At 56.6% G+C, this 26,030-nt stretch carries 23 protein-coding genes; 17 read left to right on the plus strand and 6 right to left on the minus strand.

Going from position 1 to position 26,030, the window contains the following annotated elements; genetic code table 11:
• Positions 1-80: 80 nt before the first annotated feature.
• The 3 genes from ACXKZD_RS10420 (at position 81) to ACXKZD_RS10430 (ending at position 4,820) form a co-directional block, all read left to right on the plus strand.
• Complete coding sequence (locus tag ACXKZD_RS10420; protein ID WP_061703991.1) at positions 81-1,784, plus strand: ribulokinase; 1,704 nt, start codon at positions 81-83, stop codon at positions 1,782-1,784.
• A 202-nt stretch (positions 1,785-1,986) separates the two neighbouring features.
• Positions 1,987-3,486: an L-arabinose isomerase gene (gene araA / locus ACXKZD_RS10425; RefSeq protein WP_010670082.1), complete on the plus strand. Its 1,500-nt coding sequence runs from the start codon at positions 1,987-1,989 to the stop codon at positions 3,484-3,486.
• Between the two features lie 866 nt (positions 3,487-4,352).
• Positions 4,353-4,820: a GNAT family N-acetyltransferase gene (locus ACXKZD_RS10430; RefSeq protein ID WP_010670081.1), complete on the plus strand. Its 468-nt coding sequence runs from the start codon at positions 4,353-4,355 to the stop codon at positions 4,818-4,820.
• Positions 4,821-4,864: 44 nt separating this feature from the next.
• Here ACXKZD_RS10430 and yjfF read toward each other — a convergent pair whose 3' ends face one another.
• From yjfF to ytfQ, 4 genes are all read right to left on the minus strand, one after another.
• Complete coding sequence (gene yjfF / locus ACXKZD_RS10435; protein WP_010670080.1) at positions 4,865-5,851, minus strand: galactofuranose ABC transporter, permease protein YjfF; 987 nt, start codon at positions 5,849-5,851, stop codon at positions 4,865-4,867.
• Positions 5,848-6,864 (minus strand): galactofuranose ABC transporter, ATP-binding protein YtfT, encoded by a 1,017-nt coding sequence (gene ytfT / locus ACXKZD_RS10440; RefSeq protein ID WP_010245375.1) that lies wholly within the window; start codon positions 6,862-6,864, stop codon positions 5,848-5,850. The genes yjfF and ytfT overlap by 4 nt, the downstream gene beginning before the upstream one ends.
• Entirely contained in the window at positions 6,857-8,377 is a 1,521-nt protein-coding gene (locus ACXKZD_RS10445; RefSeq protein ID WP_010245377.1) for a sugar ABC transporter ATP-binding protein, read from the minus strand. Before ACXKZD_RS10445 ends, ytfT begins: the two co-directional genes overlap by 8 nt.
• A 76-nt stretch (positions 8,378-8,453) precedes the next feature.
• A complete protein-coding gene (gene ytfQ, locus ACXKZD_RS10450) occupies positions 8,454-9,410 on the minus strand; it encodes a galactofuranose ABC transporter, galactofuranose-binding protein YtfQ (protein ID WP_010245380.1) in 957 nt (318 codons plus the stop codon).
• 687 nt (positions 9,411-10,097) lie between these two features.
• On the opposite strand from ytfQ, the gene ydgT reads away from it, so the two are divergent.
• The 12 genes from ydgT to ACXKZD_RS10510 all read left to right on the plus strand — a co-directional run bounded on the left by ydgT (position 10,098) and on the right by ACXKZD_RS10510 (position 21,436).
• Positions 10,098-10,313: a transcription modulator YdgT gene (gene ydgT / locus ACXKZD_RS10455; RefSeq protein ID WP_003853427.1), complete on the plus strand. Its 216-nt coding sequence runs from the start codon at positions 10,098-10,100 to the stop codon at positions 10,311-10,313.
• A 110-nt stretch (positions 10,314-10,423) separates the two neighbouring features.
• On the plus strand, positions 10,424-10,867 hold the full coding sequence (locus ACXKZD_RS10460) for a DUF2569 domain-containing protein (RefSeq protein WP_010245382.1): 444 nt from the start codon (positions 10,424-10,426) through the stop codon (positions 10,865-10,867).
• Between the two features lie 123 nt (positions 10,868-10,990).
• Entirely contained in the window at positions 10,991-11,572 is a 582-nt protein-coding gene (gene rsxA, locus ACXKZD_RS10465) for an electron transport complex subunit RsxA (protein ID WP_003853423.1), read from the plus strand.
• Entirely contained in the window at positions 11,572-12,150 is a 579-nt protein-coding gene (gene rsxB, locus ACXKZD_RS10470; RefSeq protein WP_010245386.1) for an electron transport complex subunit RsxB, read from the plus strand. Before rsxA ends, rsxB begins: the two co-directional genes overlap by 1 nt.
• Positions 12,143-14,566: an electron transport complex subunit RsxC gene (gene rsxC, locus ACXKZD_RS10475; RefSeq protein WP_488981587.1), complete on the plus strand. Its 2,424-nt coding sequence runs from the start codon at positions 12,143-12,145 to the stop codon at positions 14,564-14,566. Before rsxB ends, rsxC begins: the two co-directional genes overlap by 8 nt.
• Positions 14,567-15,625 (plus strand): electron transport complex subunit RsxD, encoded by a 1,059-nt coding sequence (gene rsxD / locus ACXKZD_RS10480; RefSeq protein ID WP_010670076.1) that lies wholly within the window; start codon positions 14,567-14,569, stop codon positions 15,623-15,625.
• 3 nt (positions 15,626-15,628) lie between these two features.
• Complete coding sequence (gene rsxG, locus ACXKZD_RS10485; protein WP_010245397.1) at positions 15,629-16,261, plus strand: electron transport complex subunit RsxG; 633 nt, start codon at positions 15,629-15,631, stop codon at positions 16,259-16,261.
• The gene (locus tag ACXKZD_RS10490) at positions 16,254-16,958 is read left to right on the plus strand and encodes an electron transport complex subunit E (RefSeq protein WP_010245400.1); all 705 of its coding nucleotides are present in this window, start codon (positions 16,254-16,256) and stop codon (positions 16,956-16,958) included. The genes rsxG and ACXKZD_RS10490 overlap by 8 nt, the downstream gene beginning before the upstream one ends.
• Positions 16,955-17,587, plus strand: a complete 633-nt coding sequence (gene nth / locus ACXKZD_RS10495; protein ID WP_010245402.1) for an endonuclease III — start codon at positions 16,955-16,957, stop codon at positions 17,585-17,587. The genes ACXKZD_RS10490 and nth overlap by 4 nt, the downstream gene beginning before the upstream one ends.
• Before the next feature lie 207 nt (positions 17,588-17,794).
• Complete coding sequence (locus tag ACXKZD_RS10500) at positions 17,795-18,514, plus strand: HPP family protein (protein WP_010670074.1); 720 nt, start codon at positions 17,795-17,797, stop codon at positions 18,512-18,514.
• A gap of 257 nt (positions 18,515-18,771) precedes the next feature.
• The gene (locus ACXKZD_RS10505; protein WP_488981588.1) at positions 18,772-20,115 is read left to right on the plus strand and encodes an MFS transporter; all 1,344 of its coding nucleotides are present in this window, start codon (positions 18,772-18,774) and stop codon (positions 20,113-20,115) included.
• On the plus strand, positions 20,093-21,436 hold the full coding sequence (locus tag ACXKZD_RS10510; RefSeq protein ID WP_022625715.1) for an enolase C-terminal domain-like protein: 1,344 nt from the start codon (positions 20,093-20,095) through the stop codon (positions 21,434-21,436). Before ACXKZD_RS10505 ends, ACXKZD_RS10510 begins: the two co-directional genes overlap by 23 nt.
• Positions 21,437-21,475: 39 nt before the next feature.
• On the opposite strand, the gene ACXKZD_RS10515 is transcribed toward ACXKZD_RS10510, so the two are convergent.
• The gene (locus ACXKZD_RS10515) at positions 21,476-22,171 is read right to left on the minus strand and encodes a CTP synthase C-terminal region-related (seleno)protein (RefSeq protein WP_010670071.1); all 696 of its coding nucleotides are present in this window, start codon (positions 22,169-22,171) and stop codon (positions 21,476-21,478) included.
• Positions 22,172-22,840: 669 nt separating this feature from the next.
• On the opposite strand from ACXKZD_RS10515, the gene dtpA reads away from it, so the two are divergent.
• Together dtpA and gstA are read left to right on the plus strand one after the other, a co-directional pair.
• Positions 22,841-24,337 carry a dipeptide/tripeptide permease DtpA gene (dtpA, locus tag ACXKZD_RS10520; protein ID WP_010245419.1) on the plus strand — a complete coding sequence of 499 codons (1,497 nt, stop codon included), beginning with the start codon at positions 22,841-22,843 and terminating at the stop codon, positions 24,335-24,337.
• A 151-nt stretch (positions 24,338-24,488) separates the two neighbouring features.
• On the plus strand, positions 24,489-25,094 hold the full coding sequence (gstA, locus tag ACXKZD_RS10525; protein ID WP_062757567.1) for a glutathione transferase GstA: 606 nt from the start codon (positions 24,489-24,491) through the stop codon (positions 25,092-25,094).
• A 32-nt stretch (positions 25,095-25,126) separates the two neighbouring features.
• Here gstA and pdxY read toward each other — a convergent pair whose 3' ends face one another.
• Complete coding sequence (gene pdxY, locus ACXKZD_RS10530; RefSeq protein WP_010245428.1) at positions 25,127-25,987, minus strand: pyridoxal kinase PdxY; 861 nt, start codon at positions 25,985-25,987, stop codon at positions 25,127-25,129.
• Between the last annotated feature and the right edge of the window lie 43 nt (positions 25,988-26,030).

Below are 26,030 nucleotides of genomic sequence, written 5' to 3' on the forward strand. Positions count from 1 at the left end.
ATATTGTCAGCCAGCGATGACTAACTGATTTGGCGCGCCGAACCCAGGATACAGGAGTTAACTAACTACAGGAGATTCCGATGCGTGCTGGAGCCATCACCCTTGGGCTGGACTTTGGTAGTGATTCGGTGCGTGCGCTGGCCGTGGATTGTCATAGCGGCAAAGAGCTGCAGAGTGCGGTGTTCAGCTATCCGCGCTGGCAACAGGGCTTATACAGCGATCCGCACACTAACCGTTTTCGTCACCATCCACAGGATTACATCGACGCCATGGAGCAGGCGCTGCTCGGCGTGCTGAATGCACTGAGTGAAGATCAGCGCAACGCCGTGGTCGGCATTGGTGTTGACAGCACCGGTTCGACCCCTGCCCCTATTGACCGCGACGGCAACGTGCTGGCGCTGCGTCCGGAGTTCGCCGACAACCCCAACGCGATGTTTGTGTTGTGGAAAGATCACACCGCTATAGAAGAAGCGGAAGAGATCAATCAGCTGTGCCACAGCGGCCGCTTCCAGGATTACAGCCGCTATATTGGCGGAATTTACTCCTCAGAGTGGTTCTGGGCGAAGATTCTGCACGTGTCGCGTGAAGATGCGGCCGTGCGTGACGCCGCTGTCTCCTGGGTCGAGCTGTGCGACTGGGTGCCAGCCCTGTTAAGCGGCACCACCGCACCTGACAAATTGCGTCGGGGGCGCTGTGCGGCCGGGCACAAGGCGCTGTGGCACGGCGACTGGAACGGTCTGCCCGATGTGGATTTTCTCAATGCGCTGGACCCGCTGTTAACGCAACAGCTCGACTCTCCCCTGTTTACCGATACCTGGACCGCTGATCTGCCTGTCGGCACGCTTAGCCCTGAATGGGCGCAGCGTCTTGGCCTGACGCAAACCGTGACGCTTTCGGGTGGCGCATTTGACTGCCATATGGGCGCGGTCGGTGGCGGTGCCAAACCCTATACCCTGGTGAAAGTGATCGGCACCTCGACCTGCGACATCCTGATTGCGGATAGTGAAAAGGTCGGCGATCGCGACATCAAAGGCATCTGTGGTCAGGTCGATGGCAGCGTAATGCCAGGCGCTATCGGGCTGGAGGCGGGTCAGTCTGCCTTTGGTGATATCTACGCCTGGTTCAGCCGTTTACTGGGCTGGCCGCTGCAGCTGGCGGCGCAGCAGCATCCGGAGCTGAAGCCTCAGCTGGCTGAGATGCAAAAGAGTCTGATTAAAGATCTGACCGAGGCCTGGGCCGCAAACCCGCAGCTCGACCATCTGCCGGTGGTGCTGGACTGGTTTAACGGTCGCCGCACGCCAAATGCCAATCAGCGGCTGAAAGGGGTGATTACCGACCTCAATCTGGGCACCGATGCCCCCGCCCTGTTTGGTGGTCTGGTCGCCGCCACCGCATTTGGTGCACGCGCAATTATGGAGTGCTTCGAGCAACAGCAGATCCCGGTCGAGAGCATTCTGACCCTGGGCGGCATCGCGCGGAAATCCCCGGCGATTATGCAGGCCTGCTGCGATGTGATGAACCGCCCACTGGATATCGTCGCTTCTGACGAGTGCTGTGCGCTGGGTGCGGCCATTTTCGCCGCCGTCGCCGCCGGTGTGCACGCCAGCGTTCCCGACGCCCAGCAGGTGATGGCCAGCCCGATTGCCGTGACGCTGCAGCCCGATCCGGCGCGCGTCGCACGCTATCAACAACTTTATCAACGCTATCAACAATGGTGCGTGGCGGCTGAACCGCAATACGCCGCACGCCCCGCTTCCGCTAAGAGCCTATCTCAGCAGGCGTAATGTTGCAGGCAGTCTGGACACGGACAGCGCGGAACAATCTGTAGTACACGGAGTACGTGAGGATGACTCGCTACGCTCGCCCTTTCAGGGCCGCCCTGACGGGCGTTCAGGTTGCTAAAGCAGCCTGTGTGAGCACTGCCCAGGTTCAGACTGACAAATAAAATAGCCTATTGAGGTAGGCTCAAAGTAAAGGAGTGATTTTATGGAACAGTCAAACAGCTACAGCGTGTGGTTTGTCATCGGCACGCAGCACCTCTACGGGGCGGAGACGTTACGCCAGGTTGAACAGAATGCACGTCAGGTGGTAGAGGGTTTAAATCAGGCCGGTTTACCGCTGCGTCTGGAGCTGAAACCGCTGGTTAAGTCACCGGATGAAGCGCTGGCTCTGTGTCGCGACGCCAATTATGACAAGGAGTGCGTCGGTATTATTACCTGGCTGCACACCTTCTCCCCGGCCAAAATGTGGATCGGTGGTCTGAGCGTGCTGAATAAGCCGCTGCTGCAATTCCATACCCAGTTCAATGCGGAGATTCCGTGGGACAGCATGGACATGGACTTTATGAACCTGAACCAGACCGCACACGGCGGCCGCGAGTTCGGTTTCATCGGCGCCCGTATGGGCCTGCAGCACAGCGTGGTGACCGGTCACTGGCAGGATAGCGCCAGCCAGCAGCGCCTCGGCAACTGGATGCGTGCAGCACTGACAAAACAGGCCAGTCAGCAGCTGAAAGTTGCGCGTTTTGGCGACAACATGCGTGAAGTGGCCGTGACCGAAGGCGATAAAGTCGCCGCGCAGATTCAGTTCGGTTATTCGGTGAATGGCTGGGGCGTCGGCGATCTGGTTGAGGTGATCAATGGCGTCAGCGATGGCGACGTGAATGCGCTGGTCGACGAATATGAAAGCCTGTATCGCTTTACCGATGTTGCCGCTTCCGGCGGCGAAAAGCGTCAGAACGTGCTGGATGCCGCGCGCATTGAGCTGGGTCTGAAACGTTTCCTGGAAGCAGAAGGCTGCCACGCTTTCACCACCAACTTCCAGACGCTGCACGGCATGACGCAGTTGCCAGGTCTGGCGGTTCAGCGTCTGATGGGTCAGGGTTATGGCTTCGCAGGTGAAGGTGACTGGAAGACCGCTGCGCTGCTGCGTATTTTCAAAGTGCTGGCTGGCGATCGCAAAGGTGGCACCTCCTTTATGGAGGATTACACCTATCACTTCTCACCCGGTAACGATCTGGTCCTCGGCTCGCATATGCTGGAGGTCTGCCCGTCAATTGCCATTGAAGAGAAGCCATTGATCGATGTGCAGTTCCTGGGCATTGGTGATAAAGCCGACCCGGCGCGCATGATTTTCTCCACGCCAGCGGGTCGCGCGATTAACGCCAGCGTAATTGATATGGGTGATCGTTTCCGTCTGCTGGTTAACGTGGTGGATGCTATCGAACAGCCGAAACCGCTGCCGAAGTTGCCGGTTGCGCGCGCACTGTGGAAAGCCCAGCCGTCACTGGCAACGGCCTCCGAAGCGTGGATTCTGGGCGGAGGCGCGCACCATACGGTGTTCAGCCAGGCGCTGACGCTGGATGATATGTATCTGTACGGTGAGATGAACGACATTGAAGTGCTGGTGATTGATGAGCACACGCGTTTACCTGCGTTTAAAGACGCACTGCGCTGGAACGAAGCGTATTACCGTTTGAAACGTTAATAACTAAAGGGCGCTGTTCAATTTTTTAATTAACAGCGCTCTTAAGTAAGTTAATGAAACGGCCGACGCAGGATTATGCGGCATCAGTTTTTGATAAATACTGTGCTATTCAGTCGGGAATTGAAAATTCCATGCGGCGAACACCTTAATTTACTGCTCGTTATCTACCCCTTATTAATACTTTCTCGCATGTTTTTAAAAGCAATGATTAAGCCTAATCGGGAAGGAAAGGTATGCCTGAAAAGCAAAGCGTCCGTGCCAGGGATGGCGCGGCCGATCCGCATGGATGCGGGAATCCTTTGCGATCAGGCATATCTTTCCTGACCTTTCTCATCAGCCAACAGCAATTTGAATTAATCCACCATCAATAGAAATATCCACTGTCCTGCTTCTTAAAGCGATGCATCAGCCCAACCGGGAAGGAAAGATATGCCTGAAGAGCAAAGCGTCCGCGCCAGGGATGGCGCGGCCGATCCGCATGGATGCGGGAATCCTTTGCGATCAGGCATATCTTTCCTGACCTTTCTCATCAGCCAACAGCAATTTGTATTAATCCACCATCAATAGAAATATCCAGTGTCCTGCTTCCTAAAGCGATGCATCAGCCCAATCGGGAAGGAAAGATATGCCTGAAGAGCAAAGCGTCCGCGCCAGGGATGGCGCGGCCGATCCGCATGGATGCGGGAATCCTTTGCGATCAGGCATACCTTTCCTGACCTTGCACCTAAATCCAATAGCGATTGTTTTTGCTGTCATACAAAAGAGAACCTAAGTCTTTGCTATAACTTAACCCTTTCTTGAACTTGCACTTTCCCCCACCAGCCTGTATTGCTTGTAACCTGACAAAAACAAAGGTCGCCAGCGCCATGCACATTGCCGAGCTAAACCAACATCCCGGCTTCGCCGGACAAACTGCACAACTGTTGCACACTGAATGGTCACACCTTCCTGCATGGTCTCACCCGCCTGCCATCCTTGAGCGTTTAAAACAGCGCAATCAGAAACCTTCGGCAGAATTTACTCTTATTGCCACACCGGATGGCGAAACGGTGGTCGCGACCTGTAGCGTCATTCGCTATGAACTGGATGACATTCCGGCACGAGAATTCTGGATTGGTGAGGTGGTGACGGACAAAGCATTCCGGGGTCAGGGCGTGGCAAAAGCGTTAATACAGCAGGCGATTGCGCGAGCCAGACAACAGCAGATGGGCGAACTGTGGCTCTATACACCCGATCAACAGGCGTACTATCAGCGTTCAGGATGGCAGGCAGTGGAACAGCGGCAAATAGCGGGTGAAGAAGTCACGGTAATGGTGCTGCCTCTGGCGCAGTAAAAGGCGGCTCCTGCGAGCCGCCATTGACCGGAGTACTGAAGAACTCAGGAAGGTAATCGCTTAACGGGCGCGTTCTGCTGACGATCCCAGATGACCGTCAGTAACCGCTGCAGGGCGATAAACGCAAACAGCAGAATTCCGATGGCGATCTTGGTCCACCAGGAACTCAGCGTACCGTCGAAGTTAATCCAGGTCTGAATCAGCCCCTGAATCAACACACCGAACAGCGTGCCCAAAACTGTACCCACACCACCCGACAGCAGCGTGCCGCCAATCACCACTGACGCGATCGCATCCAGCTCTACACCCAGCCCTGCCAGCGCATAACCTGCCGAGGTATAAATTGAGAACACGATCCCGGCCAGCGTCGCCAGCGTGGTGGAAAGCATATAAATCTTAATGGTGGTCGCACGGGTCGAAACGCCCATCAGCTGGGCGGATGTCATATTGCCACCAATAGCGTAAACCCGGTTACCAAAGCGCGTGCGGTGCGCCAGAATAATCCCGCCAAACACCACCACCAGCATAATCACCGCCAGCAGACTGAGACGCCCACCGCCCGGCACTTTCCACGCCAGACTGGAAAGCATGCTGTAGAACGGATGATCGATAGGAATTGAGTTCTCCGACACCAGATAACTGCATCCGCGCAGGAAAAACATCCCCGCCAGCGTAATGATAAATGCCGGAATCTTCAGCGCATCGATCAGCCAGCCCATCATGGCCCCGAACAGCGCGCCCAGCGACAGAATCAGCGCAAAGGCCAGCAAGGGATCGATATGAAAATCACCGATCGCCCGGGCAAGAAACACGCCGGTAAAGGCGATCACTGCACCCACAGACAGATCGATACCGCCCGATAAAATCACGAAGGTCATGCCGACGGCGATAATCCCAAGAAAAGCATTATCGGTCAGGATATTGCAGATTACCCGGGTGGAGGCAAAGCCCGGAAACTGACTCAGACAAAACAGGTAACCCGCCACAAACACCAGCAAGGTGATCATCAGCGGAAGATGACGTTTAATCATGTCGGGCGTCTCCGTTTCAACATCGCAATAAACCGTGGTGACTGCAGCAACAGCACGCACATCACCACCACCGCTTTCACCACCTGATTCAGCTCAGGCGGGAAGCCGGAGAGCAAAATCCCGGTATTCATCGACTGAATAATCAGCGCACCGATCAGCGACAACACCAGATTAAAGCGGCCACCCATCAGCGACGCACCGCCGATCACCACGGCGAGAATCGCATCCAGCTCCAGCCATAATCCGGCGTTATTGGCATCCGCACCGCGTATATCCGCCGCGACGATCAGCCCCGCAACAGCGGCACAAACGCCACTTATGGCGTAGGTTGACATCACCACCAGCCAGCCTGTCACACCCGCGTTACGGGCCGCGCGCAGGTTAATCCCCACGGCTTCGATAAACAGACCCAGCGCGGTTTTGCGCGTCAGCAACCAGACCGCCAGCGCTACCACCAGTGTGATCCAGACCGGGACCGGCAACATCCACAGCGAGCCGTTACCAAACCAGCCAAGACTGTCACTGTCGAACGTCACAATCTGCCCCTGCGTAATCAGCTGAGCGATTCCGCGCCCGGCGACCATCAGAATCAGCGTGGCAACAAATGGCTGAATACGCAGCAGCGCCACCAGCACGCCATTCCATACGCCACAGGCTAAACCGGTTCCCAGCGTGCAGAGAATAATAAACGGCACACCGTGTCCGGCTACGGTCAATGTCGCAGCCGTCGCGCCTGCTATCGCCATCACCGCACCCACGGAAAGATCGATGCCGCCGGTGGCGATCACCAGCGTCATCCCGATCGCCAGCAGGGCAACCGGTGCCGCACGGTTAAGAATATCGATCGGACTGCCGAACAGACGCCCATCCTGCAGATGCACGGCAAAAAAGTTATTGGCCACCAGACTGTCAATCAACAGCACCAACAGCAGCGCGGCGATTTGCGGCATCCCTGGCGGGAGTTTCAGCTTACGACGTGGCGTTTTTTCAGATGTCATAGGGGACTCAAGCATGTTTTACCCCTCCGTCCGCGATAGCATTGACGATCGACGCTACCGAAAGCTGCTCCAGCGGAATTTCTGCCACCTGCTTCAGATCGCGCATAATCAACACCCGATCGGCATAACCGACCAGCTCTTCGAGTTCAGAGGAGATCACCAGCAGCGCCAGACCATCGGCGCACAGGGATTCAATTAAACGGATAATCTCGGCGTGCGCGCCCACATCAATGCCGCGCGTCGGTTCGTCGAGGATTAAAAACTGCGGTTTGGTCACCAGCCAGCGCGACAGCAGCACCTTCTGCTGGTTGCCGCCCGATAACAGCTCCACAGGCTGCTCTGCATGCGGCGTACGAATACCCAGACTCTTGATAAAACGATCGGCAATCGCCTGCTGCTCACGCTTCTTAATTGGCCGTAGCCAGCCGCGCTGCGCCTGCAACGCCAGAATAATATTTTCACGAACCGAGGCCGCGCCGATAATCCCGTCAGTCTTACGATCTTCCGGGCAAAAACCCATGCCCAGCTGCGAGGCTTTCGCCGGATTAGTAATGCGCTGCACCTTGCCTTTGATCTTCGCTGTTCCTCGGTCGGCACGACGAATACCAAACAACACCTCGGCGGTTTCGGTGCGGCCCGAACCCAGCAGCCCCGCCAGTCCCACTACTTCGCCTGGACGAACTTCCAGGTTAAAGGGCTCGATGGTGCCTTTCCTGCCGTAATCCTCAAACGACACCACCGGCTGATTGCTGCGCAGCGTGCTGCCCTGCCGCTGCAGCGCCGTCTCCAGCAGTTCGCGACCCAGCATCAGCTTAATCAGCTCAATCTGCGGCAGCGTGGCGGTATCGCGGGTGGCGATAAATTGCCCGTTACGCAGCACGGTAATCCGGTCAGTAATGCGGTACACCTGGTCGAGAAAGTGCGTCACAAAAATCAGGCTCATCCCTTTGGCTTTTAACTGCGCCATCAGGGTAAACAGCATCTCAACCTCGCTGGCATCCAGACTGGCTGTCGGCTCATCCAGGATCAAAACCTGGGCGGAAAGATCGACCGCGCGGCAGATGGCGATAATCTGCTGCATCGCCACCGAGTAGTGGCCCAGCGGACGTGTCACATCAAGGGAAAAACCATAGTTCCGCATCAGCGCATCGGCCTCCCGCACCATCCGGCGACGGTCGATCATGCCAAAGCGGCGTGGTTCGCGGCCAATATAGAGGTTATCTGCCACCGACATGTTCGGCAGCATATTTACTTCCTGATAAACGGTGCCGATGCCCATCTCCTGCGCCTGCGCCGTATTATGCGGCGTAATCGGCTCACCATTCAGGGTGATAGTCCCTGCATCACGGCTGTAAACACCGGTCAGCACTTTAATCAGGGTGGATTTGCCGGCACCGTTCTCCCCCAGCAGCGCCATGATCTCCCCTTTACGGATATCAAAGGAAACATTATTCAGCGCTTTGACGCCGGGAAAACCTTTGCTGACGCCGCTGATGGATAACAGCGGTGTTTCATTTTGCGTGGTCATTCTGCTCACTCCGCCTCACGTCATGAAAAACCGCCCCGTAGGGCGGTCTGCGGCTGGTCTGCGGCTGATCGGTGAATCAGTAACCCATGCCTTTTTTGGTATCCAGCTCCTTCTGCGCGTCGGCAGGCAGGAACAGCTTAGATTCGGTCTTGATCACTTTTGGCGGCAGCGTGCCATCTTTCTTGAATTTTTCCAGCGCATCAAACGCCGGGCCAGCCATGTTTGGCGTCAGCTCCACGTTGGCGTTAGCCTCACCCGCCAGCATCGCTTTATAGATATCCGGTACACCATCAATCGAGCCGGTCAGAATATCTTTGCCCGGTTTCAGGCCAGCTTCTTTAATCGCCTGAATGGCACCGATCGCCATATCATCGTTATGCGCGTAAACCATGCAGATGTTTTTGCCGTTGTTCTCCGCCTTGATAAAGCTCTCCATCACCTCTTTACCCTTACTGCGGGTAAAGTCACCCGACTGCGAGCGGATCACTTTAATGTTTGGATGGTTGCTGATCGCTTCAGCAAAGCCTTTCTTACGATCGATTGCCACGCTGGCACCCACCGTGCCCTGCAGTTCCACCACGTTACACTGCTTGTCGCCCACGGTTTTCACCAGCCAGTCGCCAATCAGCTTGCCTTCCAGCACGTTGTCAGCCGTCACCACCGCCTGATAGAGCGATTTGTCTTTTACCACAATGGCGCGGTCCAGCAGGTAAACCGGGATTTTGGCATCTTTGGCTTCTTCCAGTACCGGCTCCCAGCCGGTCTGCACCACCGGTGCGATGAAGATGGCATCAACGCCCTGAGCGATGAACGAACGTACCGCCTTGATCTGATTCTCTTGTTTCTGCTGTCCGTCGGCGATTTTCAGGGTGATTCCGCGTTTTTTGGCTTCGCTTTTCGCTACGTTGGTTTCCGCCGAACGCCAGCCAGATTCCGAACCTACCTGCGAGAAGCCGACCGTCATATCTGCAGCGAGTACCGGGCCGGTTAACGCGGCGCTGACCAGCGTGGTCAGAAGTAAACGTTTCCACATAGTTTTTAATCCTCTGAAAGGCGTTTGCTGTTTAGGGTAGAGAGCCTGCTTAGACTGGACTAAAAAAGCGTGCATAATGGCGACACACTTCACAAAACAGAGCAATTTAAAGGGGTTACGTGTAGTCACACGGTTTGACTGACGAGGGAGTTATGGATAAAACGGCTGAGTAGAAAAAATCTGCTCGTTAAATAATTGTAATAAACAGAATCGCTTATGCTTACTGCCACTGGAAACGATTACAGCCAGGCGTACAAAACGGGTTATCCGGCCTGCGATGAACAAAAAATGGGATTTGTGATAGTCCGCACAGTAGATCGCTGGCCTGAGTCAGGGGCGAAACGTTTCTCTGGCACTAAGTGCAGAATGGTTAATTTTTTTGGGCTAAAAGGGTGAGAAAGAAGCCACTAATGCATTGTCAGCGCTGAATAAGAAAAAAAATAATATTTAACCTCTGCTTTTAAACGCTTTATGCCGGCTCTGTCCATAATAAGTTAGTGAGGCGTTTAAGATAGAGACGCTGAGTTGCTGGCTCAGGCAATAGTAAAAAAGCCAGATATGGAGTTTTAGTGACTAATAAGGTGCTTTTATCTGATTTTCGCCTTTTTTAAGCCGCATGATCTGGACAGCATAAGCTTGCCCCCTATACTGAGCACTCCTTTGTTACTTCTATCTGTTATGGCAATGATGACTGCGCACGATTACCTGCTTAAATTCCGCAAAGTAAATAATTCAGACAGTCTGGAAAAGCTTTTCGATCATCTTAATTACTCCCTGACGAATGATCTGGAAATCATCAATATGTACCGGGCTGCCGATCACCGACGTGCTGAACTGGTCTCTGGCGGACGGTTATATGATCTCGGCTGTGTCCCTAAAACGGTGTGGCGCTACGTGGTCTGATTTCCGGCTGATTTATCGCGATTTATCCCGCTGATCTTGTCCGGATGGGCGTGCCCCTCTGGACATGTTATTCTGCTGCGCTTCGACTCCCCGAGACAGGAATAACCACGATGAATGAACAGGTTGCTGCGCCGCGTATTGGTGGCTGGCTTTTGCTGCCGCTGGCCTGGCTGATAATGACCCTGTTAACCACCGTTCTGGTGCTGGCGATGTATCTGACACCACTGTTTAATCCGGAATGGCGTGTGGCGCTGTTTTCTCACGGCAGCACACTCTTCTCTTACTGGGCTATTTCCCTGCTCACCGCCGTGGCGGTCTGGGCCTATAGTCTCTGGATCAGCTGGCTGTTCTTTAAGCGCTCCCGCCGCCTGCCGCGTCACTACCTGCTCTGGCTGCTGATTACCGTGCTGCTGGCGCTGAAAACCTTTGCCTTTACGCCGGTTACCGATAGCCGTGCCCTACAGACATTACTGCTGTCGCTGCTGGCCGCTGCGGTGTTTGCGCCCTACTTCAAACGCTCAAAACGGGTAAAAACGACCTTTATCGCGCCATAACGCTGTGAGTTATGTCAGGAATTTAATTCTGAGTGCGGTCTGCCGCTCAGCAGATGGCGCAGGTGTTGAGATACGCCGCGCTATCAATGATAATAAGCCGCTTTCTGGCTCCCAGGCGAAAAAATGACCGATTATCTGCTTCTCTTTGTTGGCACCGTGCTGGTGAATAACTTCGTATTAGTGAAGTTTCTCGGCCTGTGTCCTTTTATGGGCGTTTCCAAAAAACTGGAAACGGCGATTGGCATGGGCCTCGCCACGACATTCGTCATTACCCTGGCCTCGATCTGCGCATGGCTGGTCAACCATCTGATCCTGCTGCCGCTGGATCTGGTCTATCTGCGTACCATGGCCTATATCCTGGTGATCGCCGTCGTGGTGCAGTTCACCGAAATGGTGGTGCGTAAAACCAGCCCGTCGCTCTATCGTCTGCTGGGTATCTTTCTGCCGCTGATCACCACCAACTGTGCGGTGCTGGGCGTACCTCTGCTGAGCGTCAACCTTAACCACACCTTTATGCAGGCCGCGCTGTATGGTTTCAGTGCCTCTATCGGCTTCTCGCTGGTGATGGTGCTGTTCGCCGGTATGCGCGAGCGGCTGGTGCTGGCTAATGTTCCTGCCCCGTTTAAAGGCAACTCCATCGCCCTGATTACCGCGGGCCTGATGGCGCTGGCGTTTATGGGCTTCAGCGGTCTGGTGAAATTCTGATGACCGCGATCTGGATTGCTGTTGCCGTATTAAGTGCGCTGAGCCTGGTGTTCGGCGCGCTGCTGGGTTACGCCTCGCGCCGCTTTGAGGTCGAAGAAGATCCTATCGTTGAGCAGATTGATGCCATCCTGCCGCAGAGCCAGTGCGGTCAGTGTGGCTATCCGGGTTGTCGTCCCTATGCGGATGCGGTCGGTAACAATGGTGAAGCGATCAATAAATGCGCGCCAGGTGGTGAGCAGACCATGCTCAAGCTGGCAGCCCTGCTTAACGTTGAACCGCAGCCGATTGATGGCGACGAAACGGCGAAAGAGCCGGTGCGCACCGTGGCGTTTATTGATGAAGCCAACTGCATTGGCTGCACCAAATGTATTCAGGCCTGTCCGGTGGATGCGATTGTCGGGGCAACCCGCGCCATGCACACCGTGCTGAGCGATGTCTGCACCGGCTGCGATCTCTGTGTCGCGCCCTGCCCGACTGACTGTATTGAAATGCGTCCGGTTGCCACCACGCCAGCTAACTGGAAGTGGGATTTAAATACCATTCCTGTACGGGTGATCCCGGTAGAAACTCATGCTTAATCTGTTTAACTTCCTGAAAAAAGAGAAGGTCTGGGATTTTCAGGGCGGTATTCATCCGCCTGAAATGAAAACCCAGTCCAACGGCACGCCGCTCAGCGAACTGCCGTTGCCACACCGTTTTATTATCCCACTGAAACAGCATATCGGACATGAAGGTGAGATCTGCGTTGCGCCTGGCGACAAAGTGCTGCGCGGTCAGCCTCTGACATTTGGCACTGGCCGCATGCTGCCAGTCCATGCGCCCACCTCCGGCGTGATTGAAGATATCGGTCAGCATATGACCGCGCACCCTTCTGGTCTCTCTGAGCTTTGCATTTTCCTGACGCCAGATGGCGACGACCGCTGGATGCCGCTGGATCCGCTGCCTGACTACCGTCAGCATCCGCGCGCCGACATTGTTCAGCGCATTCACGACGCCGGCATCGCCGGTCTCGGCGGCGCGGGTTTCCCCACCGCCACCAAACTGAAGGGCGGCCTCCGCGGGGTTAAAACCCTGATTATTAACGCGGCGGAGTGTGAACCTTATATCACCGCTGACGATCGTCTGATGCAGGACTACGCTGCCGAAGTCCTGGAAGGCAGCCGTATTCTCGCCTGGGTGTTACAGGCTGAACAGGTGCTGATTGGCATTGAAGATAACAAGCCTGAAGCCATTGCCGCACTGAAGCAGGCGCTGGGTAGCGAGCGTGATCTGCACATCCGGGTCATCCCGACCAAATATCCCTCCGGCGGTGCCAAGCAGTTGACCCGCATCCTGACCGGGAAGGAAGTGCCGCACGGCGGGCGTTCCTCCGATATCGGCGTGCTGATGCAGAACGTCGGCACCGCCTGGGCGGTTAAGCGGGCCATTATCAATGGTGAACCGATCACCGAACGCGTTGTGACGCTGACCGGCGAGGCGATTGCCCAGCCGCGTAACGTCTGGAGTCGTCTCGGCACCCCGATCAGCCATCTGTTACACCAGGTCGGGTTCACGCCTGCGCCGCGTCAGATGGTGATCATGGGCGGTCCGCTGATGGGCTTTACTCTGCCATCGCTGGATGTGCCGGTGGTGAAGATCACCAACTGTATTCTGGCTCCATCTGCCAGTGAAATGGGCAACAACGACGAAGAGCAGTCCTGCATTCGCTGTTCAGCCTGTGCCGATGCCTGTCCGGCCAAACTGCTGCCGCAGCAGCTTTACTGGTACAGCCAGGGCGGCGATCACGATAAAGCGCGCGCTCACCATATTCATGACTGCATCGAATGTGGTGCCTGCGCCTATGTCTGCCCGAGCAATATTCCGCTGGTGCAATATTACCGTCAGGAAAAAGCGGAACTGCGCGCCATCGATCTGGAAGCGAAACGCACGCTGGAAGCCAAAGCACGCTTCGAAGCACGCCAGGCGCGACTGGAGCGTGAAAAGCAGGCTCGTGAAGCGCGTCATGAAGAGGCGAAACAACGCGTTGCCCGCACCGATACCAGCGAACTGGCTGCGGCTAAAGCACGGGTGAAAGCCCGTCAGGCGGCCGAACCGGATGAGGCAACGCTTGAAGCCCAGCGTGAAGCCCGCCATGCGCAGGCGCGTCTGCGTCAGGCCGAGGCGCAGGCTGAAACCCAGCCGGTGACGCGTCAGACCGTCGATCCGCGTAAAGCGGCAGTTGAAGCGGCTATTGCCCGGGCGAAAGCGAAGAAAACAGTGCCGGTTGATGCGGCGGATAACCAGGCTGAGGCCAGTGTCGATCCGCGTAAATCGGCAGTAGAAGCCGCCATCGCCCGCGCCAAAGCGAAGAAAGCCGCTCAGGCTGAAGGCACCGAGGCACCACAGGCCGCAACCGACAGCGCTGCAGACGCCGCCGCTGAAAGCGATCCGCGTAAAGCCGCGGTTCAGGCCGCCATCGCCCGCGCCAAAGCGAAGAAAGCCGCACAGGCTGAAAACGCCGAGGCACAGGCCGCAACCGACAGCACTGCAGACGCCGCGCCGGACGCCGCCGCTGAAAGCGATCCGCGTAAAGCCGCGGTTCAGGCTGCCATCGCCCGTGCCAAAGCGAAGAAAGCCGCACAGGCTGAAAATGCCGAGGCACCACAGGCCGCAACCGACAGCACTGCAGACGCCGCACATGACGCCGCCGCTGAGACCGATCCGCGTAAAGCCGCGATTCAGGCCGCCATCGCCCGCGCCAAAGCGAAGAAAGCCGCTCAGGCGGAAAGTGAGGCGGATGCCGCTTCACGTGATGCCGCAGCACTGGCTACCGCCGCGCATTTTGCGGTGGATAAAGCGGAGCAGGCCCAGGAGCAGGCAAACAACGCCAATGCAGAACCTGAACAGGCACCTGAACTGAATCAACCCGATGATGCGCGCAAGGCCGCTATTGCTGCCGCCATCGCCCGTGCCAAAGCGCGTAAAGCGCAGTCGTCTACGACGCTTGAGGATTAAATGGCTTTTCGTATCGCAAGTTCTCCTTACACCCATAATCGCCGCAGCACCGGCAATATCATGCTGCTGGTGGTGCTGGCCGCGGTGCCAGGTTTTGCTGCACAGTGTTATTTCTTTGGCTACGGCACCTTTTTACAGGTCTTACTGGCGACGCTGACCGCCTGGCTGACAGAGGCAGCGATTCTGCGACTGCGCAAAGCGCCCGTTGCCAGCACCCTGGCAGATAACTCGGCGCTGCTGACCGCCGTCCTGATCGGTATCAGCCTGCCGCCGCTGGCGCCGTGGTGGCTGGTGGTGATCGGTACCCTGTTTGCTGTCGTCATTGCGAAGCAGCTCTATGGCGGACTGGGCCAGAATCCGTTTAACCCGGCGATGGTCGGCTATGTGGTCCTGCTCATCTCCTTCCCGGTGCAGATGACCAGCTGGTTGCCGCCCGATACGCTTCAGGCGATCAAACCCGGGCTGATGGACAGCCTGAGCATGGTGTTCCAGGGCCACACGCTGGCGGGTGAAACCATGCAGCAGTTACAGATGGGTGTTGATGGCATCAGCCAGGCGACGCCGCTTGATACGTTTAAAACCGGTTTACGCGCGGGGCACAGTGCTGAACATCTGCTGGCGCAGCCGATTTACAGCGGCGTGCTGGCGGGCCTCGGCTGGCAGTGGGTTAACGTGGGTTATCTGGCCGGCGGCCTGTTCCTGCTTTGGAAAAATGCTATCCGCTGGCATGTCCCTGCCGCCATGCTGCTGTCACTGGCCTTCTGCGCGACGCTGGGCTGGTTCTTCTCACCAGAATCGCTGAACAGCCCGCTGATTCATCTTTTCTCCGGTGCCACCATGCTGGGTGCGTTCTTCATTGCCACCGATCCGGTGACCGCTTCAACCACCAACCGTGGCCGCCTGGTGTATGGCGCGCTGATTGGACTGCTGGTCTGGCTGATCCGCAGTTTTGGCGGTTATCCCGATGGCGTAGCGTTTGCTGTGCTGCTGGCGAACATCTGTGTGCCGCTCATCGATTACTACACCCAGCCGCGCGTTTACGGCCATCAGAAGGATTAAGCGATGCTGGAGACGATTCGCAAAAACGGGGTTACGCTGGCGATTTTTGCTGCGATCACTACCGCCGCCACGGCAGTGGTAAATACGGTAACCAAGCCGACGGTGGAACATCAGACCCTGTTGCAGCAGAAAAACCTGCTGGACCAAGTGGTGCCTGTTGAGCTTTATGACAACAACATCCAGCAGGACTGTTACGTTGTCACGGATGCAGCGCTGGGCAACAGTGCGCCGCATCATCTCTTCCTGGCGCGCAAAGGCGGCCAGCCGGTCGCGGCTGCACTGGAGACGACTGCACCTGACGGCTATTCTGGTGCGATACAGATGCTGGTCGGTGCCGATTTCCAGGGTAAAGTATTGGGCGTGCGGGTGATTGAACACCACGAAACGCCCGGTCTGGGGGATAAGATCGAACTGCGTATCTCTGACTGGATCAACAGCTTTAATGGCAAAGTGGTTCATGGTCCGGCGGATAAAGCTTTTGCGGTTAAAAAAGATGGCGGTGAATTCGATCAGTTCACCGGTGCCACCATTACCCCACGCGCGGTGGTCAATGCAACCAAACGCACCGCGCTGTTAATGAAAACACTTCCGGAGAGACTCTCTTCGTTACCGGTATGTGGAGATGCAAATGAGTGAAGCTAAAAGCCTGCTGGTCGGTGGATTATGGAAGAACAACTCAGCGCTGGTGCAGCTGCTGGGCCTCTGTCCGCTGCTGGCGGTCACGGCGACCGCCACCAACGCGCTGGGTTTAGGCCTGGCGACCACGCTGGTGCTGACCCTGACCAACAGTTTTATTTCCGCCTCGCGCCGCTGGGTGCCATCGGAAATTCGTATCCCGATTTATGTGATGATCATCGCCTCGGTAGTGAGCTGTGTACAGATGCTGATCAACGCCTATGCCTATGGTCTTTATCAGTCGCTGGGGATTTTTATCCCGCTGATCGTGACCAACTGTATCGTGGTCGGTCGTGCTGAAGCCGTCGCCTCTAAAAGCAGCATCCCGCTTGCCGCGCTGGATGGCTTCGCCATCGGCATGGGCGCGACCTGCGCCATGGTGGTGCTGGGATCGCTGCGCGAAATTATCGGCAGTGGCACGCTGTTTAACGGTGCCGACCAGCTGCTCGGTCCCTGGGCGAAGTCTCTGCGTATCGAAGTGGTCCATTTCGACTCGCCAATGTTGCTGGCGATGCTGCCGCCAGGCGCCTTTATCGGCCTGGGCATGATGCTGGCCGGAAAATATCTGATCGATCAGAAGATGAAACAGCGGGCAGCACTGCGTGCTCAGGCGGCTGAAACCGCGCCGCCTCAGGACGCTGTCGGGAAACCGGTGTGAATCAGACCAAACGCACCGAAATTCTCCGTCGGCTGCAGCAGAATAATCCGCATCCGACCACCGAACTCAACTTCAGCACGCCGTTTGAGTTGCTGATCGCGGTGCTGCTCTCGGCGCAGGCGACCGATGTCAGCGTGAACAAAGCCACCGCAAAGCTCTATCCGGTGGCCAATACGCCTGCCGCGATGCTGGCGCTGGGTGTGGATGGCGTGAAGGAGTACATTAAAACCATCGGCCTGTTTAACAGCAAAGCGGAAAATGTGATTAAAACCTGCCGCATTCTGCTTGAGCAGCACAACGGCGAAGTGCCGGAAGATCGTGCGGCACTGGAAGCTCTGCCCGGTGTCGGCCGTAAAACCGCCAATGTGGTGCTCAACACCGCCTTTGGCTGGCCGACGATTGCCGTCGATACCCATATCTTTCGCGTCAGCAACCGGACGAAATTTGCGCCGGGTAAGAATGTGGAAGAGGTGGAGCAGAAGCTGCTGAAGGTGGTTCCGGCGGCGTATAAGGTTGATTGCCATCACTGGCTGATTCTGCACGGCCGCTACACCTGCGTGGCGCGTAAACCCCGCTGTGGCTCCTGCCTGATTGAAGATCTCTGTGAGTATCCCGACAAAGTCGAGTGATTGCACTGATGAAAGACCCGCTGCGGCGGGTTTTTTATTATCCGGCGATCACCTCTGCTAACGCGTCTCCTGCCTGATCCCCCTTTTCGCTGCTCTCCCTGTTCGTACGAATAACGGTACAGTTTGTCGGGTTGTTACATTGATGTTGATGATGGAGAATCGCCGCCCCTGACGATAAGAAAATGTTATGACACAGTGAGTAAAGTAATGAACAAAAGCGCTTCTGCCGGAAGCCATCCTCTGCGCCTGTTTCTGGCGCGACTCTGGCCACATCCTTTGGCAGTGAGTAAAAAGCATGTGGTGATCGCCGGACTGGGTGCCGGTATCGGTTTAATCCTGACCAGCCTGCTGAGCCACTGGGTGCTGGGCGAGCTGAACCTGTGGTTTGTCGCGCCGGTCGGTGCCTCGGCGGTTTTACTCTTTGGTCTGCCCGCCAGTCCGCTGGCTCAGCCGTGGGCAATCGTCGGCGGCAACAGCCTGTCAGCGCTGGCGGGCGTTACCGTCAGCCAGCTGATCCCGGATCCTGCCCTTGCCTGCGGCGTCGCAGCCTGTGTGGCGATCCTGTTAATGTTCCAGCTGCGCTGTCTGCATCCGCCCGGCGGTGCCGTTGCGCTGACCGCTATTCTGGGCGGCCCTTCGGTGCAGCAGCTTGGATATCACTTTGTCCTGACGCCGATCCTGCTCAACTCACTGACCCTGGCCCTGCTGGCTCTGCTGTTTAATAATCTGGCCGGTCGTCGCTATCCGCATCCGCTGGCCCCGGAAGAAGTTAAACCCGATCCGGTAGCCATGCCGGTGCCGCTGACGCGCGCCGATCTGCATCAGGCTTTGCAGGACGGTGAACTGCTGGATATTGACGAGGATGATTTGCAGGCGCTGCTGCTGCGTGCTGAAGAGATTGCCCAGCGCCGTCAGTTCAGTGGCTGAAACCTGTCTGCCCGCACTGGCACATCTTTCACTGTCGGCGCGACTTCTGGCATTCAGGTCTCCGCTGAACCCTGGTCCTGAGAAGTTGATCGCTGCCACAGTTTTACTCTGCCGCTTCGCCCACGCCACTCCGTAACATATTGATAACACAACCGTCCAGGCCGTACGCCCATCGTCTCCTGGGCGGATGCCCATAGAGCTGGCTTATTCAGCGCCCTACACTTTGCTCTTCTTTACGTTTCTCACGAGGAAGACCGATGGATAGCGCCTTGTCCCCGCAGCACGATGAGCTGATCGCCTCCGCCATCAAAAAGTTCTTCACCCATATCATCCCGATGCTGGTGGTGATGCTGATTATTAACCAGATAGACCGCGCCAATATTGGCTTTATCAAAGCGGAGTTGCGAACCGATGCCGGGATCAGCGCGGCGGCCTTTGGGCTGGGCGCGGGCCTCTTTTTTATCGGCTATGCGCTGTTTGAGGTGCCGAGCAACCTGATGATGAAGCGCTTCGGCGCCCGCGTCTGGCTGACGCGCATCATGATAACCTGGGGACTGGTGGTGGTCCTGACCGGTTTCGTCACCTCACCGATCCAGTTTTACCTGCTGCGTTTTTTACTTGGCGTAGCGGAAGCAGGCTTCTTTCCTGGCGTGCTGTTCTATTTTCGTCAGTGGGTGCCCAATGCCTGGCGCGGCCGCGCCACCGCGATGGTGCTGAGTGCCACCGCTGGCGCCTTTCTCTTCTCCGGCCCCATCACCGGCGCGATCCTGATGATGCACAATTTCATGGGGATTGCAGGCTGGAAGTGGGTGATGTTTCTCGAAGGCAGTGCGTCGGTGCTGGTCGGCATTCTCGCCGCCTGGGTGCTGGTGTCACGACCTGGCGAGGCGCGCTGGCTGAGTGCTGCGGAGAAACAGGCGCTGGTGCAGCAGCTGCAGAATGAAGAGACGCAGCGTGACGAGCTTAACCGCGAGCCAGGCAAAATGTCGCTGCTACGTAATCGCAGCCTGCTGTTCTTCTGCGCGATCTTTTTTACTATGACCATGACCGGCTATACGCTGGTGTTCTGGCTGCCGCAGATTATTCAGCGCATTCAGGGCTTCAGCAGTTTTGGCATCGGCATTCTCACCGCCGTGCCCTGGCTGTGCGCCATTATTGCCATTAACCTGCTGAGCCGCTTTTCAGACCGCCACCGCGACAAACTCGATAAAGCGCTGGGTGTCGCCATGCTGGTCGCGGCCTGCGGCACCTTTATGGCCACGCTGGGTTCCCCGTGGTTTGGCTTCCTGGCGATGATCGTGGCCTGTATCGGCTCGAAAGTCAGTGCGACCTTTTTCTGGCCGATGCCGCAGGGAGAGCTGCCCGCCTCGATTGTCGCGCCCGGCATTGCGCTCGTGAATTCCGTTGGCAACCTTGGCGGCTTCTTCGCACCGACGGTGTTTGGCTATCTGGAGATGAAGACCGGCTCTACTACCGGCGGTCTCTATGCCCTGACCAGCGTCTCGCTGCTGACCGGGCTGTGGCTGCTGCTGCGCCGCAAGCCATCCCCGCCTTCCCTCGATCCTATGGAGAATCAACATGTCAGACAGTCCAGTCATTAAAACAATGCGGGTAGTGCCGGTCGCCGGATATGACAGCATGCTGCTGAACATTGGCGGCGCACACAACTGCTACTTTACCCGTATCCTGGTGATCCTGACTGACTCGGCTGGCCGTACCGGCGTCGGCGAAAGTCCCTGTCACGCTTCAACGCTGGCGCTGCTTGAGCGCTTTCGTCCGCAGATTGAGGGCAGCGAACTCCTGCGGCTGAATGCCACCATCGCCACGCTGTTTGCCAGCGACGCACGACACCAGCAGACCGCGCATACCGACGACATTCATATTCCGCAGATGAACCCGGAGAAGTTTTACAACGCCACCGCGGCGATTGAAGCGGCGCTGCTTGATCTGCTGGGACAGCACCTGAATCTGCCGGTGGCCGAGTTACTTGCCAGCGGCAAGCAGCGCGATCGGGTGCCGGTCCTCGGCTATCTGTTCTATATCGCCGACCGTAATCTGACCAGCATGAACTATCAGGCGGGCCACGCGGGTGGTGATGCCTGGCTGCAACTGCGTCATGAGAAAGCGATGGACGCGGAAGGCGTGGTGCGGCTGGCGGAGGCGGCAGCGGATCGCTATGGCTTCCGCGATTTCAAACTCAAGGGCGGTGTGCATCACGGCGAAGTGGAAGTGGAGACGGTCAACGCCCTGCTGGCGCGCTTCCCGCAGGCCCGGGTAACGGTTGATCCTAACGCCAGCTGGTCGCTGGATGAGGCCATTTATTATGGCAAACAGCTGGCGGGCCGCATCCCCTATCTGGAAGATCCCTGCGGCGCGGAGCATGGCTATTCCGGTCGGGAAACGCTGGCAGAATTCAGGCGGGCCACCGGCATTCCGGTTGCCACGAATATGATCGCCAATGACTGGCGACAGTTGCAGCATGCGCTGCAGCTCAATGCCATCGACATTCCCCTGGCCGACCCACACTTCTGGACGATGCGTAACGCACACACCGTGGCGCAGCTCTGCCATGAGTGGGGCCTGACCACCGGCTGCCACTCAAACAACCACTTTGACGTGTCGCTGGCGATGGTGGCGCATCTGGGGGCAGCCGCACCCGGTGATCGCCTGACCGCCTTTGATACCCACTGGATCTGGCAGGATGGGCAGCAGCTGACGCAGCATGCGCCGCAGATTCGGGATGGCTATCTGGAACTGCCAGAGGGGCCAGGGCTGGGGATTACCCTGAATATGGAACGGGTTGAAGCGGCACATGCACTCTACAACTCGCTACCTGATAAAAACCGAAACGATGCGCTGGGCATGCAGTTTCTGATCGATAACTGGTCCTTTAACGCAAAACGCCCGGCCATGCTGCGCTGACGAGTATCACCCTGTGACAGTGTCACAGGGTGATCGCGTTTAGCGTTGCGCCAGCGCCGCCTGCATCCAGGCAATCACCAGCGGAGAATCTTTGTCCTGCAGTGCGGCGCGTTCCGACTGAAACAGCGTGGCGACATAGAATGGGTGATCCGGTAGCTCGACGCCACGCACATCGCCCGCGTTGTCCCAGGCAGTAATGCGCAGCGTATTATCGCCCAGCGCTGCACTGAATTCCGGGTTAACACCAAAGTTACAGTGATAACCTTCATCACTCTCCAGCGCGCCATAGGCTCTGGCAATGCGTGACCCGGGTCCGAACCTCACCGCGCCGCGCTGTTCCACCAGCGAGCAGCTCAGCGGGGCAATCACCATCCTTCCCTCGGTGTCTGTCTCGGCATGACTGGCATCCTGCCAGCCCAGTACGTTGCGCGCATATTCGATCAGCGCATACTGGAATCCACCGCAGGAGCCAAGAAAAGGCTTTCCGGTTTCACGCACCCAGCGGAGTGTGTCAAACACGCCGGCATCATTTCGATAGGGGCTACCGGGCACCACCCAGACGGCGTCGCTGAGTTGCAGTTCTGACTCATCCAGTCGGTCAGTGGCGATCCACTCCGCTTCAGCGGTGATATTCAGCCAGCGGGCAGCACGTTCAATAGCAAGGGGAATAGCCTGATGGGCAACCGCATCGGCGCGGTAGTCACCAACCAGGGATAAGCGCAGGGGGGACGACATAAACAGATCCTTCTCGGGGAAATTGAGAGGTTACAGTAATGTTAATTTTCTGTCGAGGGCGAGCTGAAAGCGGATTATCCTGATACGTTTTTTAACACGCACGGGCAGCTTTTCACCGGCAGACGGAGCTGATTTTTATCTTCCCGGCGCCTGCGAGCACCCTCAGCTGCCGCGTCAGACGAGACGACGCAACCGGTTTCTTTTTTTCCTTTCTGAAATAAATCATCTGTTTGTGCACAGGATCATCATTTGACGGTTTTTCCGGCAATGCCGGGCGTGTAATGTCCGATAATTCGGCAGATTGACTGTGGATTAACCAGCAACCTGCCGTTAGTGCTGCCTGATTATCATTCAGCAAACTATTTATCTGGTTAACCGCGCATTAGCAGTTAATGTTAATACTCTCCAGTGCGAGGCGCTTATCCAGCGTTTATGCGCTGCTATTTTCACTACACTCAAAATTAAAAACCAATTAACAGTTTGCTATAAGTTTTTTAACCCAACATTCCAGGGTCGGGCGGGTTGTCAGAAAATTCTTGCCCTGCCGCCCGTAATCAGCCAAATTAGTCGCCGCTTTTCCCTTCTAATAACAATCTTGCGCATGGAAAACTCACATGACGCGGACTTAATTCCTGTCCCGAAACAGGGTATGAAAAAACTGAGGTACATGTGTCAACTGCAAACAAACACACTGATGAGGCTGTCAGTCTCAATGCGTTTAAACAGCCGAAGGCGTTCTACTTAATCTTCTCGATTGAGTTATGGGAACGTTTTGGCTTCTATGGCCTGCAGGCCATTATGGCGGTTTACCTGGTGAAGCAACTGGGATTGTCTGAATCAGACTCCATTACCCTGTTCTCTTCATTCAGTGCGCTGGTGTATGGTCTGGTCGCGATTGGCGGCTGGCTCGGTGATAAGGTGCTGGGTACCAAACGCGTCATCGTACTGGGTGTCCTGGTGCTGGCGCTGGGCTATGCGCTGGTGGCGTTCTCCGGTCATAACGTCAGCATTGTCTACATCGGTATGGCGACCATCGCGGTGGGTAGCGGCCTGTTTAAGGCAAACCCCTCTTCGCTGCTCTCTACCTGCTATGACAAAGATGATCCGCGTCTCGACGGTGCTTTCACCATGTTCTATATGTCGATCAACATCGGTTCACTCTTCTCAATGATGCTGACACCGTGGTTAGCGGCGAAATATGGTTATAGCGTAGCCTTCTCACTGTGCGTTATCGGTCTGATCATCACCCTGTTTAACTTCCTGTTCTGCAAACGCATGGTTAAGGATTACGGTTCTAAACCCGATTTCGCTCCGTTGCAGATCGGAAAACTGCTGATGACGCTGGTCGGCATCGTCGTACTGATTGCACTGGCCAACTGGATGCTGCATCACCAGTCTATCGCACGACTGGTGCTGGCGGTGATTGCCCTGGGTATTGTGCTGGTCTTTGCCAAAGAGGCCTTTGCACTGCAGGGTGCGGCACGTCGTAAGATGATTGTTGCCTTCCTGCTGATGGTCGAAGCGATTCTGTTCTTCGTGCTTTATATGCAGATGCCAACGTCACTCAACTTCTTTGCTATCCGCAACGTTGAGCACACCATTCTCGGCATTACTTTTGCCCCCGAGCAGTTCCAGGCGCTGAACCCGTTCTGGATTATGCTGGCCAGTCCGCTGCTGGCGGCGCTCTACAACAAGCTGGGCGATAAACTGCCGATGCCGCACAAGTTTGCCTTTGGTATGGTGCTCTGCTCCGCTGCGTTCCTGGTGCTGCCGGTGGGTGCGAAGTTCGCCAGCGATGCCGGTATCGTTTCCGTTAACTGGCTGATCCTGAGCTATGCGCTGCAGAGTATCGGTGAGCTGATGATCTCTGGCCTCGGCCTGGCGATGGTGGCACAGCTGGTGCCTCAGCGTCTGATGGGCTTTATCATGGGTTCCTGGTTCCTGACTACCGCTGGCGCGGCGGTGATTGCCGGTAAAGTGGCAAACCTGATGGCCGTGCCTGAAAACGTTACCGATCCACTGATTTCGCTGGCGACCTATAGCCGCGTATTCCAGCAGATTGGTATCGTGACGGCGGTGATCGCCCTGCTGATGCTGATTACGGCGCCGATGCTGAACCGCATGGCGCAGGATCCTGACGCGAAAAAAAATAACGTGCAGGCGTAATTCACGCTGCACTTCAGCTAAGCCGGGCTCTGCCCGGCTTTTTTTATGGCTTGCCGCAACGCCCTTCGCAGATCCCTGATCTTTGTCACTGGTAATCCCGCTTTGACTCTTTACTATGCAAGGATCCCATTGCAACAAGGAGTACCTGGTCATGAAACTGTTTTGCAAAGCGGGTGCCTGCTCTCTCTCACCCCATATTGTTATGCGTGAATGCGGACTCGACTTCACTCAGGTGAGTGTTGATCTGGCCACAAAAATCACTGAACGGGGCGATGACTTCCGCCAAATCAATCCTAAAGGCCAGGTGCCCGCGCTGCAGCTCAGCGACGGTTCTGTGCTGACGGAAGGCGTCGCCATTGTTCAGTACCTGGCGGATCTTAAGCCCGATCGCCATCTGCTGGCACCGGTTGGCAGCCTGACGCGTTATCACACCGTGGAGTGGCTCAGCTACATCGGCAGTGAGCTGCATAAAAGCTTTGGGCCACTGTTTCGTCCCGGTTACTCCGATGAGGTGAAAGCGCAGACCCGCAACCAGCTGGAAGCAAAATTCCGCTATGTCGATGAGTCACTGCGCGACAAACAGTGGCTGATGGGGCTGCATTTCAGCGTGGCGGATGCCTATCTGTTTGTGGTGACGCGCTGGGCAAAAGCGCTGGGACTGGATTTATCCGGCTTTACGGCGCTGGGCGCGTGGTTTGATCGTGTCGCGGAACGTCCTGCGGTGCAGGCGGCGCTTAAAGCGGAAGGCTTAGCCTGAGTCAACAGGGCCGGTTATCCGGCCCTGATGCGTTACAGTTTTTCTGCCGCGAAGTGCTGCGTCGGCGTGGCGATGGCATCCTGTGCCGCCACCAGCTGCAGTTCATATTCGCCCATCTGATGGGTTTTCAGCATCACCTCGTATACCGCTGCGGTGACATGCTCCAGCGCATCCTGCAATGATTTGCCGTGCAGCAGATTAACCAGCAGCAGACCGCTGGTGAGATCGCCCACGCCGACCGGCTGACGGACACCGAAATCGACCAGCGGACGGCTTATGTGCCAGGCATCTTCCGCCGTCACCAGCAGCATTTCAAAGCGATCGCTGCGACGACCCGCACGCGCCAGATGCTTCACTAGCACCACGCGTGGTCCCTGGGCAATCAGTGCCCGCGCAGCGTCTACCGCCGCGTCGACGTCTGTGACGGTGCGCTCGCTCAGCATCTCCAGTTCAAGCAGGTTCGGAGCGATAATGTCGCTGGCAGGCATCGCCATTTTACAGTGAAACTCCGCCACACCCGGCGCCACGATGCAGCCTTTCTCCGGATGGCCCATGACCGGATCGCAGAAGTACCAGGCATTCGGGTTGGCCGCTTTGACCTGACGGACAATCTGCAGAATCTGCTCGCCCTGCTCTGCCGAGCCCAGATAACCGCTCAGGACCGCGTCACAGGTCTTCAGGCGGTCGATGTCAGCAATGCCTTTAACAATGTCGGTTAAATGCGTTGCAGGCATCACCGTGCCGGTCCAGTGGCCATATTGCGTATGGTTGGAAAACTGCACGGTATTCAGCGGCCAGACGTTTGCGCCCATACGGCGCATCGGAAACTCAGCCGCCGCGTTACCGGCGTGACCAAAAACAACGTGCGACTGAATCGCTAAAATATTTTTCACTTGTTTGCCCTGTCCTGCCTTGCCATAAAAAAAGGGCCGGAAA

The sequence above is a fragment of the Pantoea sp. ABR1s genome, from assembly GCF_057812235.1.